Origin of the sequence: Lentimicrobium sp. S6 (assembly GCF_013166635.1) — a bacterium.
In the GTDB taxonomy this organism is placed as follows: Bacteria; Bacteroidota; Bacteroidia; order Bacteroidales; family UBA12170; genus UBA12170.
The window spans coordinates 1-13,941 of the sequence record NZ_JABKBZ010000034.1; the positions used below are offsets into that span (position 1 = coordinate 1).

The 13,941-nt window shown below is 37.9% G+C and carries 4 protein-coding genes; all 4 read left to right on the top strand.

Features of this window, described 5'->3' with window-relative positions:
- On the top strand, positions 1-4,384 hold a 4,384-nt coding region (locus tag HNS40_RS12165), incomplete at its 5' end, for a T9SS type A sorting domain-containing protein (protein ID WP_172281154.1).
- Positions 4,385-4,848: 464 nt separating this feature from the next.
- A complete protein-coding gene (locus HNS40_RS12170; RefSeq protein WP_172281156.1) occupies positions 4,849-6,135 on the top strand; it encodes a hypothetical protein in 1,287 nt (428 codons plus the stop codon).
- A gap of 168 nt (positions 6,136-6,303) precedes the next feature.
- Positions 6,304-10,068 carry a T9SS type A sorting domain-containing protein gene (locus HNS40_RS12175; protein WP_172281158.1) on the top strand — a complete coding sequence of 1,255 codons (3,765 nt, stop codon included), beginning with the start codon at positions 6,304-6,306 and terminating at the stop codon, positions 10,066-10,068.
- A 14-nt stretch (positions 10,069-10,082) separates the two neighbouring features.
- Positions 10,083-13,910, top strand: coding sequence for an alpha-amylase family glycosyl hydrolase (locus tag HNS40_RS12180; protein ID WP_172281159.1), 3,828 nt, complete (start codon positions 10,083-10,085; stop codon positions 13,908-13,910).
- Positions 13,911-13,941 lie beyond the last annotated feature (31 nt).

Below are 13,941 nucleotides of genomic sequence, written 5' to 3' on the forward strand. Positions count from 1 at the left end.
CAATTGGATTCCTGCTGATTATCATCAGGGAGTTGGGAATAATGATGAATATACAGCTGATTTAGGGTTATTGTTAGATACAGAAGGCACTTATTATTATGCTACCCGTTATCAATATTTAGAACAAGATTATGTATACGGAGGTTATTCTTTAAGTCAAGGTGGATTCTGGGATGGTATTGATAATATCAGTGGAATACTTCTTGTCAGCACAGAAGTGGTTGAGGATTCCATCAATTGGGCCAATCTACAATGGCCAGGGGAAGGAGAGATTATTCCAAACCAAGAATTCATGGTATATGGGCAGGTTTATATAGAAGATCTTACCTCTCAAGAGGAAGCTTTAGAAGGTTTGCAAGCATGGATTGGCTACAGTTTAACTGATTCGGAGCCCTCCTCCTGGACCAATTGGATTCCTGCTGATTATCATCAGGGAGTTGGGAATAATGATGAATATACAGCTGATTTAGGGTTATTGTTAGATACAGAAGGCACTTATTATTATGCTACCCGTTATCAATATTTAGAACAAGATTATGTATACGGAGGTTATTCCATAAGTGGTGGTGGATTCTGGAATGCTGATGAGAATGTAAGTGGAGTTCTAACTGTTATTCCTGAAGTTATTGATTCTATTGGTTGGGCCAATTTACAATGGCCAGCAAATGGAGTTATTGAGCCTAATGAAAATTATGAGGTATTTGGAAGAGTTTGGATTGAAAATATAACTAACCAAGCAGATTCTATTGAGGAATTACAAGTTTGGGTAGGTTATCATTCTGAAAATACAGATCCCAATACATGGACAGATTGGGTTCCTGCTTATTATAATCTTGGAATTGGAGCAAATGATGAATATAAAGCCAACCTTGGAGTTGCATTATCAGATGAAGGGCTATATTATTATGCTACTCGTTATCAGTATCAAGATCAAGATTTTGTCTATGGTGGTTATTCTACATCTGATGGTGGATTCTGGGATGGGGTCAATAATGTAAGTGGAGAGCTTACAGTGACTAATAACCCAATAGATACTATAGCTTGGGCTAATTTACAATGGCCATTATCAGGCGATATAGAACCTACACAAGAGTTTAATGTATATGGAAGAGTCTGGATCGATGATATAACATCTCAAGAAGATTCCCTACAGGAATTACAAGCTTGGGTAGGTTATAGCTTAGACGATACCGATCCTTCTACTTGGACCAATTGGATACCCGCATATTATCATTCAGCCATTGGCGAAAATGACCAATATGTTTCAAATATTGGTGCCATGATATCAGAAGAGGGTGTTTATTATTATGCCACTCGCTTCCAATATCAAGATCAAGATTATGTGTATGGTGGACATTCTGTTAGTGGTGGCGATTTCTGGGATGGTATCGATTACCTTTCTGGTGTGCTTACCGTGACCGCTCCTCCAATGACTGATATTTCTTGGGCTAACCTTCAATGGCCAGGTTCAGGAGAGATTGAACAAGGAGATGGTTTTGTCATTTATGGTCAAGCATATATTGAAGATATGACTTCTCAGGAGGATTCCTTACAAGAATTACAAGCATGGGTAGGATATAGCACAGAAAATACAGACCCTTCAACATGGACTGAATGGCTGCCAGCCTACTATAACCAAGGTGTTGGTAATAATGATGAATATGCCATGGATTTAGGAATTAATATACCTGCTGAAGGTGTTTATTATTATGCCACTCGCTTCCAATTCGAAGATCAAGATTTGGTTTATGGTGGATTCAGTGGAACTAATGGCGGTTTCTGGGACGGAGTTAATAATACAAGTGGTATGCTTACTGTATTACCTAACCTTAACACAGATTCCATTGGTTGGGCTAATCTACAATGGCCAGGAGCAGGTAATATAGAGCCTTTGGAAGAGTTTAATGTATATGGTCAAGTATGGATGGAAGACTTAAGTATTCAAGAAGATTCTATAGAGAATTTACAAGCTTGGGTGGGTTATAGTTTAGAAGATACCGACCCTAGTACCTGGACAGAATGGATTCCAGCTTATTATCATGATGGAATTGATGAAAATGATGAGTACCTCGCTAATCTTGGAGCTTTAATGTCGGATGAAGGAACATATTACTATGCAACTCGTTTCCAATATGAAGAACAAGAATTTGTATATGGTGGTTTCTCTGAAGGTGGAGGAGGATTCTGGGATGGAAGTATCAATGCTTCAGGTATCCTAAATGTGACTAGCCTTCCGGTAACCGATATTCTTTGGGCTAACTTACAATGGCCAGGTTCTGGTGAAATTGGCTTAGAAGAAGAGTTTATGGTCTATGGGCAAGCCTATATCGAAGAGCTAACTGGTGGGGCCGATTCATTAATCGATCTGCAAGCTTGGGTTGGTTTCAATATGGAAAACACCAATCCTAATACATGGACCACTTGGGTGCCTGCTTATTATTTAGGAGCTTCAGAAAATAATGACGAATACAGTATGGATTTAGGTGCTTTAATGGACACAGAAGGTGTTTTCTATTATGCTACTCGTTTCCAATACCAAGATCAAGATATGGTTTATGGTGGATTCTCTGAAGCCAATGGTGGTTTCTGGGATGGTATTAATAATTTAAATGGAGTGCTCACGGTTTCCGATAATCCTATAACAGACTCTATTGGCTGGGCTAACCTCCAATGGCCTGGAAATGGAGAAATAGAAGTTGAGGAAAGTTTTATGGTTTATGGTCAAGTTTGGATCGATGGAATTACTTCACAAGAAGATTCTATTTCAGAACTTCAAGCTTGGGTAGGATATAGTTTAGAAAATACCGACCCCAGCACTTGGACTGATTGGATCCCTGCTTATTATCAAATTGGGATGGGTGATAATGATGAATATGCGGCAGACTTAGGAGCATTCATGACTTCTGAAGGAACTTATTATTATAGTACGCGTTTCCAGTATGAAAATCAGGATTATGCATATGGTGGTTTCTCTATGGATGGAGGAGGTTTTTGGAATGGGACCGATTATATAAACGGTGTATTAACAGTTACTGGTTCTGGTTCTTCTTCAAGTATAGATTGGGCTAATCTTCAGTGGCCAGGTTCTGCTGAAATCGCTCCTCTTGACGAATTGTTGGTTTATGGGCAAGTATGGATGGATGGTCTCACCATTCAAGAAGATTCATTAAGTGAATTGAAAGCTTGGGTAGGTTATCACACAGAAAATACAGATCCTTCCACCTGGGATAATTGGATTCTTGCCGACTATTATTTAGGAGTAGATGAAAACGATGAGTATATCTTTGATTTAGGAGCTGAAATGAGTGAAGAAGGCATCTATTATTATGCTTTTAAATATCAGTATGAAGATGAAGATTTCGTTTATGGTGGATATTCTGCCGATGGTGGTGGATTCTGGAATGGAACAGGAAATGTAAATGGAGTATTGACAGTAAGTGATCAAGCAAGTCAGGCCATAGAGTGGGCAAACCTACAATGGCCAGCTCAAGGTGAAATATTCTTAGGCGAAGATTTCGAAATATTTGGACAAGTTTGGATCGATGGATTAACCATTGAAGAAGGAGAATTGGAAGGGCTTCAGGCCTGGGTAGGTTATAGTTTAGTTAATACTGACCCATCCACATGGCAAACTTGGGTCCCTGCTAGTTATCATTCAAATATTGGAGCCAACGATGAATACTTTGCTAATATTGGTCCAGATATTGATAATGCTGCCATTTATTATTATGCTACTCGTTATCAATATCAAGAACAGGACTTTGTTTATGGTGGTTATTCAACCAATGGCGGTGGCTTCTGGGATGGCTCAGAATACCAAAGTGGGATACTAACAGTAAAAAGCTTAACTCCTACATATAGAGTGAATTTCATAGCTACTGATGCGACTCAATTATATTCTAATATTAAGTTTAAAGGTGAAATGACCAACTGGAATAAAGTGGATATGATTCAAACTGGCGATGATTGGTCTTTATCCTTAGAGCTTGAACCAGGAACTTATGAATGGGGAGTGATGGAAGATGATGGAACCCAAGATGGGATTTGGTTGGTCATAGGAGAGCAGCTATTTGTTACTGTTCACGACCAAGGTGTGGTGAGTGGAGATATCTTCTATGAAATCAATTTCACAGCTATAGAAGAATTCACTAGTGGGATGCAAATTTATCCAAATCCAGTTCATAATCAATTGAACATAGATAGGGCTAATGATGCCGAAAACTTGAATTATATTATTCTAGATGCTACAGGAAATAGGGTAGAACAGGGCGTTTTAACCTCCTCAGAAAAATCTATCGACCTAAGTGAATTAGCTAGAGGAGTCTATATATTGCAAATTAGTGATGATATGAATCAAGCTTCTATTAAGATTATCAAGCAATAGCAGTTTTTAGGATAACAAGTAGAAAGACCCAATTATTTAATTCAATAAGAACTAAATATTTGGGTCTTTTTTTATTTGGTCGTGAGAAAAAATCTTAAAATAGTTTAGTTTTAATACAAATGGCAAATTATTTCAAACGTTTGAAATAGTTATTAAAATAAGGCTTGTTTCTCTGTAAGTATCGGAATAACAAGTTACTGTATTTGATATGAGGCTAGTTCGTTTGAATTTTTATTCACAGGCTATTTAAAGACATGACTTTTTTATACATTTGTAGAGCTAGGTGCTGATAAACTGACCTTTAATACTTTACTGCTATTATCACAAAATCAGCTTTTAGTATCGAGTGAATTACAGTATTGATATTGAGGCTATTTCGAGTAAAACTTGGTATGGCTGTTTTTTCCTCTGAATTAATCATTATAACTAATTATACAATAAGTTTTAAATTCAAATTCAACGATATGAAAAAGATTTATACGCTAATTATGATGCTATCGTTTGCATTCATTGCATTTACCAATCAATCACATGCACAGGTATGGGGTCCAGAAGGGGTGAGTATGCCTGGGTCTTGGAATACTTGGGCAAATCCTCCAACTAATGCTTTAGCCCTAGCTAGTGCCACACAGGTTCCTGGTGGACAAGTGGCTTTAAGAACCACCGGGGATGGTGCACAATATCATACTATTATTCATGCAGCTGCTTCAGGAGCAGATGTGGTTGGTGGAACTTATGAGTGGCTGTTTACCAGCGGTGCAACAGGTAGCGAATGGTCAAATAAATGGAATGGAGTAGCTGTCACTATGAATACCATTCAAGATTATAGCTATCAGCATCCTGATAATAATACAATTACTGTACTCAATGATATGTGGTATGCTGCTAATTTTGAGGATATTGGTTATTCAAATAATCGTGCGATTATCATGGCTACTTCTGCTGAACCAGTAGAAATTCTTAGCGTAAGCGAACCTGCTACTGTAATGCCTAACGACCCTGTAAATGTTTCTGTAACTGTGGACAATAGTCTTAGCCCAGAAGAAATGGTTTATATCTGTTATACTACCGATAACTGGGGTACTGCTTCTGCTGTCTTAGCCAGCATGACTGGTACTTCAGGTACAGCTACGATTCCTGGTCAAGTAGTAAATACTGGAGTAAAATATTATGCTTTTACTTCTACTATCTCTAATATCAATGCAGATTTTGGTTTACAAGCTATTGATGTCAATAATAATGGAGGAGTAAATTACTCTTATGACATTGGAACACCTCCTCCTCCAACGGTAGATTGGGCAAACCTACAATGGCCTGGAGATGGAACCATCGATATAGGAACAGATTATAATGTTTATGGTCAGATTTATATTAATGGAGTGACAGACCCTGCAGGACCTGGCGTAGATATCCAAGCATGGGTTGGCTATAGTTTATCTGACACGGATCCTTCAACATGGTCTAATTGGGTTCCTGCAACTTTTAACACAGAAGTAGGTAATAATGATGAATATGTAGTAAACTTAGGGACTTCTATCACTCAACCTGGAAGTTATTATTATGCCACAAGATATCAGTATCAAAACCAAGCCTATGTTTATGGTGGTTTTCAAGGTGGATTCTGGGATGGGACTACCAATGTAAGTGGAACATTGACTGTTAATTCTACAGAAGTTCCTTTGTCAAATTGGTCTTTCCTTTTAATAGGATTCTTGGCCATCGTTTTTGTAGTCATTAAAGTCAGAAAATAAAATACATTTAATATATAATGAGGCTGTTCGGAATATGTAAACTAATCATGTTTTGAGTAGCTTCATTAATTTTTTGCTTATTCCTATCTCTCATACCTATCGAACCATCAATTTAATATAAAATATAACTTTTTAGTTGTGACTAAAAGGTCATGTAAAACATTCAAAATGAAAAACATATACTTTTTCACTTTTATCATTATCTCACTTTTTGTTTTTAATGTAAATAGCTCCAAGGCTCAAATATATGAACCTGAAGGCCTAAATATGCCTGGTGCATGGAATGCTTGGGCAAATCCACCAGTAGATCATCTCTTTTTGGGAAATCCTAATCAAGTAGATGGAGGATTGTTGGTGAAATCCTCTAATGGAATAGCACGATGGAAAACAACTTTCCATGTGGCAGAATCAGGTGCTGATTTAGTAGGAGGAAGCTACGAGTGGCTCTTCACTAGTGGACCAAGTACCAACTATTTTGCCAATAAATGGTCAGCAAATACTGTGTCCATGAATGAGCTTCAGAATTATTCTTATCAAGGTGCTGATAATAATCAAGTGACCTTGACCAACAATAAATGGTATACTGTAGTATGGGAAGATCTAGGCTATATGGATAGTAGAGCTATCTTCATGGAAACCTCCTCTGAACCCACAGCTATTGTTTCAGTGACTGAACCTTCAGATGCTTCAGCCAATGAAATTATTGATGTAAATTTCACTCTACAGTCAAACCCAAATGCCGAAGAACACTATTATCTTCAATATACTACTGATGCTTGGGAAAATATAAATATTATTGATGCTAATGTCACTGGAACCTCTGGTTCTGTGAGTATTCCCGGTCAAGCCGAGAGCTCTGTGGTAGAGTATAATGTTTTTAGTTCAACGGTTTCAGGAATCACTAACGATGGTTTTTTATATGCAATGGAGATAAATGATAATGATGGAGCTGATTTTACATATACTGTAGGTGTTGCACTTCCCGATACCATTGGTTGGGCCAACCTTCAATGGCCGGCAAGTGGTGAAATTCTTCCTGGTGGAGATTATATAGTCTATGGACAAGCTTTCATTTATAATGTAACTAATCAAGCAGATTCTCTTTTAGAATTAAAATCTTGGGTGGGATATAGCACAACAGATAACGACCCTTCTTCTTGGACCAACTGGCTACCTGCCTATTATTTAGGTGGAGTAGGCGAAAATGATGAGTATTCTGTAAATCTTGGTGAGGTGATGAATACACAAGGAACTTATTATTATGCCACTAGATTTCAATATGAAGATCAAGAATATGAATACGGTGGTTATTCTGAATCCGGTGGAGGATTTTGGGATGGAAGTGAATATAATAGTGGAGTATTAACAGTTACTAACGATCCAACACCAGCTGAAATCACATGGGCCAATCTACAATGGCCTGGTTCAGGAGAAATAGCGCCAACACAAGAGTTTTTAGTCTATGGACAGGCTTATATTGAAGGCATTACAGATCAAGAAAATCCTAGCGATGATTTGCAAGTGTGGATTGGTTATCATACGGGCAATACTGATCCTTCAGGCTGGACCAATTGGGTGTCCGCTAGTTATTTTCAAGCTGCAGGAAATAATGATGAATATGTTTTGGACCTAGGTGCTTTAATGAATACTGATGGAGCATACTATTATGCCACTAGGTTTCAATATCTAGATCAGGATTATGTTTATGGTGGATACTCCGAAGATGGCGGAGGCTTTTGGAATGGAGCTGAAAATGTAAATGGTGAACTTACAGTAAACTCATCTTCAGTAGATGAAATAACTTGGGCCAATCTACAATGGCCTGGTGCTGGTGAAATTGAAGTGGAAACCGAATTTTTAGTCTATGGTCAAGCCTATATTGAGGGCATTACTGGTCAAGACGAGCCTTCTTCTGATTTAGAAGTTTGGGTGGGCTATCATGATGATGATACCGACCCTTCAACTTGGACCAACTGGATTGCTGCTGATTACTTCCAAGCTGTTGGAGATAATGATGAATATGTTTTAGACTTAGGTGCATTGATGGATGTGGAAGGGGAGTATTATTATGCCACCAGATTCCAATATCTAGATCAAGCTTTTGTTTATGGTGGATACTCCGAAGATGGAGGAGGTTTCTGGAATGGAACTGAAAATATAAATGGAATGCTCACGGTTACAGAGGCAACGCCTGATGTGATTGGCTGGGCTAATCTTCAGCATCCTGCTACAGGAGAAATTGAGCCTCTAAACGAATTTGTAGTTTATGGACAAGCCTGGATTGAAGGCGTAAGCAACCAAGCAGATTCTTTAATTGATTTAAGAGCTTGGGTAGGTTATAGTTTAGATGATACAGAGCCACAAACCTGGACCAATTGGATTCCGGCCTATTATTTAGGCGCCTCCGGAAATAACGATGAATATTCTGTTGACCTTGGAAGCCTCATGACCGATGAAGGAGTTTATTATTATGCCACACGTTTTCAATATTTCGATCAGGAAATGGTTTATGGTGGTTATTCTGCTACTAATGGTGGTTTCTGGGATGGTGTTGATAATGTCAGTGGTATTTTGACAGTTACCAATACTCCAACTCCTGATACCATAGGCTGGGCTAATATTCAATGGCCTCCTCAGGGAGAAATATTACCTGAAGAAGATTTTACCGTTTATGGGCAGGCATATATTGATGGTATTACTAGTGAATCAGATTCATTAACCGAACTTAAAGCATGGATCGGCATAAGTTCTGATGATAGCAATCCTGAAACATGGAGCGAATGGATTCCTGCTTATTATCAAGGAGAGGATGGCGATAATGATGAATATTCTGCCAATATTGGAATTCTAATGGACGAGATCGGAACTTATTATTATGCCACTCGCTTTCAATACCAAGATCAAGAAATAGTTTTTGGTGGCTATTCTGAAGAGGGTGGAGGATTTTGGGATGGAGCAAGTAATGTAAATGGGATATTAACAGTTACAGAGACTCCTGCACCAGATAGCATTGGTTGGGCCAATTTACAATGGCCTCCAGATGCTTCTATCGAACCTAATTCCGAATTTATAATTTATGGACAAGCCTATATCGATGGAATCACCCAAAGTGAGGATTCTCTTGTAGAGCTTCAAGCTTGGATTGGATATAGTTCAGACGATACTGATCCTTCTTCTTGGACCACTTGGTATCCTGCTTATTATTTGGGCAATGATGGGAATAATGATGAGTATTCAGGAAATATTGGAACATATATTAGCGATGTCGGAACTTATTATTATGCCACTCGCTTTCAATACCAAGATCAAGATTTTGTTTATGGAGGTTTTTCTGATTCCGATGGCGGTTTTTGGGATGGTATAAATAATGTAAATGGAATACTCACTGTTACAGAAGAATTACAAGCATTCCCTGTAAACTTCAATGTTATTGATGCCACACACCTTTATAATAATATCAAGCTAAAAGGAGAAATGACTGCATGGGAAACACAAGCCATGACTCAAGATGGTGAAAATTGGTCTTTAACATTGGATGTTTTTCCTGGAACTTATGAATGGGGAGTATTAGAAGATGATGGTAGCTCCAATGGTATTTGGTTGGTAATTGGTGATAACCTAGTTGTAAATGTTGATAGTGAAGGAGTGGTTTCTGGAGATACTACTTATGTCATTACTTTTGTAGGGACCGAAGCATTAGAATTACAAACTCAGTTTTATCCCAACCCAGTACAGGATTTACTATTCATCCAATCCAACTCCATTACTCCAGTCGATTATCAGATTTTAAATGCTTTAGGAAGTTTGAAAGCTTCTGGTATTTTAGAATCCTCAAAATCGAGTATCGATTGTTCTTCATTAGAAAGTGGAATATATTTTATAAAACTGAATGATTCTCATAATCAGGCCAGTATTAAAATCATCAAACAATAAGCAAAATCAAAAAAATGAAATCGATTAAAAAAATCATACTACCATTGGCCATGGCAGCTTTTTTCATGGCATTTTGTGGCTCAACGGCATTAAAAGCACAGATTTATGCTCCCGAAGGTCTTAATATGCCTGGTTCTTGGGATGATTGGAATAACCCTCCTCAAAATTTAGTCTTGGCGGGATCTTCTCAAACTTCTGGTGGTCTCGTTCAACTTTTAGAATTAGAAACACCCATTTATCAAACCATATTCTCTGTTAGTGATAATGGTGGTGATATTCTGCCTGGCGATCATGAATTTAAATTTACCAGCGGTCCAATTGATAATATTTGGCAAAACCAATGGTCTGATGTGACTGTGGAGTTAAATACCATTCAAGAATTCGTTTATAATGGCGTTGGTGAAAATTCATCTATTTCTTTAAACAATGGGAAATCCTATGTGATGAACTATAAAAATACGGGTTACGAAAATACCTCTGTCATTTTTATGGAGTTAAGTGCAATGCCCGTTTCTATTCTTAATGTGGCTCAATCACCTATGTTGCCTAATTCTTCTGATGTGGTGAGTGTTTTTGTTGATTTGAGTGATGCGCCTTCTACTGAAGAAAAATTCTATATTCATTATTCTAGCAATGGCTGGACAAGCTCAGATTATATTGAAATGACGCCTTCTGGTACTCAGCTATTGGCCGAGATTCCTTCTTTTGAAGATGGCGTGGAAGTGGAGTATGATATCTTCTCCACTATTTCTACTAATCCAAATACCAATAGAGATTTAATGACCATTCATTTTGATAATAATAGCGGAAATCATTATTCTTATGAAGTGGGTGAAGAATTAAGCTGTGGTTCTTCTTTAAGCTTGATTGGTACTGACCCTGCTTTCCCTATGACTGAAACTTCATTGCTGATTACCTTTAATGCAGAATTGGGAAATGCTGGATTGGCTGGCTATGAAGGAGATATTTATGTCCATACTGGAGTTATTACCAATTTAAGTACCAGCCAAAGCGATTGGAAATATGTGAAAACTGCTTGGGGTGAAAATACACCCGAAACTAGATTAACTCGTTTAGATGCTGACCTTTACGAATTGAGTATTTCTAATGCAAGAGCTTATTATGAAGTTCCTCAAGGTGAGGATATTCTAGAACTAGCACTCGTATTCAGAAGTGATGAACCTGTTGGAGATAATTATCTAGAAGGAAAAACAGCAGATAATCAGGATATTTTTGTGACCATATACATGGATGAGTTGAATGTGAAAATCACTTATCCATCTTCCAATTCCCCATTAGTTAGTCCGAATACTTTAGTCCCTGTTTGTGTATCCGCCATTCAATCTCAACAAATCGAATTATTTTTAGGGGACAGTTTAATGAATACCACTACAGATGAGTCCATCGTATTTGGTTTAAATACTGCCAATTTAAGCAGCGGTTCGCATTGGTTAATTGCGAAGGCAAGTACAGGAAAAGAAGAAGTATTGGATTCTGTAATGATATTTCTGAGAGGAAATCAAGTGATTGAAGAAGTACCAGAAGGCATGCAAGCTGGTATTAATTATTTAGATGATAATTCGGTAACTTTAGTTTTACACGATCCTTCTAAAGCAAAAGACTTTGCCTTCGTGATAGGAGATTTCAATAATTGGAGTATCGATGAGGATTCTTATATGAAACGTAATACCAATGGTGATTATTACTGGATAACCATAGAAGGATTAACAGCAGGTGAAGAATATGCTTATCAGTATTATATCGATGGGGAACTCACTTTGGCCGATGCCTATTGCGAAAAGATTCTAGACCCATGGAACGATAAATATATTCCAGAAACTACTTATCCTAATTTAAAAGCTTATCCCGCCGGAAAAACCACAGGAATGGTGAGTGTTTTAGAAACGGGCCAAGAAGCTTATGACTGGAATATTGAAAATTTCACACCAGTAGCTATCAACGAAACCCAGTCCAATTTAATCATCTATGAATTATTAATTAGAGATTTTGTGGGAGATCAGAGGATCGCTTCGGTAATGGATTCTCTCGATTATTTAAAGAATTTAGGGGTAACCGCTATTGAGTTGATGCCAGTACAAGAGTTTGAGGGTAATGACAGTTGGGGTTATAATCCAGCTTTCTATTTTGCGCCTGATAAAGCCTACGGAACTAAAAATGATTATAAAGCCTTTATAGATGCATGCCACCAAAGAGGTATTGCCGTCATTCTCGATGTGGTTTATAATCATAGTTTTGGTCAATCGCCTTTGGTATTGATGTATTGGGATGGCGCTAATAATATGCCAGCCACCAATAATGCTTATTATAATCAGTCACCAACCCATCCCTATAGCCCAGGCTACGATTTCAATCATGAAAGCTATCATACCCAAGATTTTGTAAAACGCTCTTTGCAATTCTGGATGGAAGAATATAAAATAGATGGTTTCCGTTTCGACCTTTCCAAAGGATTCACCCAGAACTATACCGGTGACGATGTGGCTTCTTGGAACCAATACGATGGAGGCAGAATCTACAGGCTGACCGATTATTATAATTTCATTAAATCTGTAGATCCTGATACCTATGTGATATTAGAGCATCTTTCGGATAATGACGAGCAAAAGGAATTAGCCAATTCGGGTATGTTGCTTTGGGGAGTGATGACATCGGAGTTTAAACAAGTGAGCATGGGCTGGGAGTCTAGCTCCAATTACGACTGGGCCTATTATTCTGACCGTGGCTTCACTTATCCCAATTTAATACCATTTATGGAAAGCCACGATGAGGAGCGCTTGATGTATGAAAACCTCACCTATGGAAACGAATATGGCGATTATTCAGTGAAGGATTTATCCACAGCCTTAAATCGTCAGCAGGGGATGGCCATGTTATACTATATGGTTCCTGGGCCAAAGATGATTTGGCAATTTGGAGAGTTGGGCTACGATTATAGTATCAACCATTGTCCTGATGGTAGTGTGAGTGAAGACTGTAGAACCAGCCAAAAACCCATAGAATGGGAATATTTCAATGAGATCAATCGACAAGAAGTTTATCAGAGCTATGCCGCCATGGCCAAGCTCAAAACCTCTCAAGAAGCCTTTATATATGGTGAATATGGTAAAGATCTAAATGGAATGATTAAACGAGCTTGGCTCACCCATTCCAGTTTGAATATCTGTGCAGGCTTTAATATGGATGTGACTACACAAAATGCCACTCCAGGTTTCCATCACGATGGCACATGGTATAATTATTTCACTGGGGAAAGCATAGAAGTGAGCGGAGGCTATAGTATGGATTTAGCAGCAGGTGAGTTTTACTTGTTTACTGACCAAAACCTAGGGAAACCCTATGTATCCTTAACCATGAAGGTACTCAGAGAAGAGGATAATACTCCAATTGCTCAAGCTTCTGTTTCCTTAGAAGGATTTGGAAGCACTATAAGCAATGCACAGGGAGAAGCTTATTTTCTACCCTCCTCCAATCAAAATTATGATTATCAGGTGCAGTCTGGAAATCAAACAGCCAGCGCTAGTATTACTATAGGAGAGTCTGATAAAATTGAGACTATCTATTTAAAAAACGTAGATGCTTTAGCGGAATTAGGGGAGAATAGCATTGCGGTTTATCCCAATCCAACAAACGATTATTTTATGATTGAAAATGGCCAAGATTTCCAATTACAAATCTATTCTTTAGAAGGACAATTGCTTTTGGAAAAATCAAATTTGAATAGCATGGAAAGTATCAATTTGAAAAAATGGCCCGCAGGCACCTACTTGCTTTATTTTAAGAATGATGTGAGCTTTTATAGCCAGAAATTAATTAAAAAATAAATTTTTTTCCTATATTTGGGGATTGAATTGT

Bases quoted from the DNA above. Each gene is read 5' to 3' on its own strand.
- HNS40_RS12170 (WP_172281156.1), top strand. From the start codon at position 4,849: ATGAAAAAGATTTATACGCTAATTATGATGCTATCGTTTGCATTCATT.
- HNS40_RS12175 (WP_172281158.1), top strand. From the start codon at position 6,304: ATGAAAAACATATACTTTTTCACTTTTATCATTATCTCACTTTTTGTT.
- HNS40_RS12180 (WP_172281159.1), top strand. From the start codon at position 10,083: ATGAAATCGATTAAAAAAATCATACTACCATTGGCCATGGCAGCTTTT.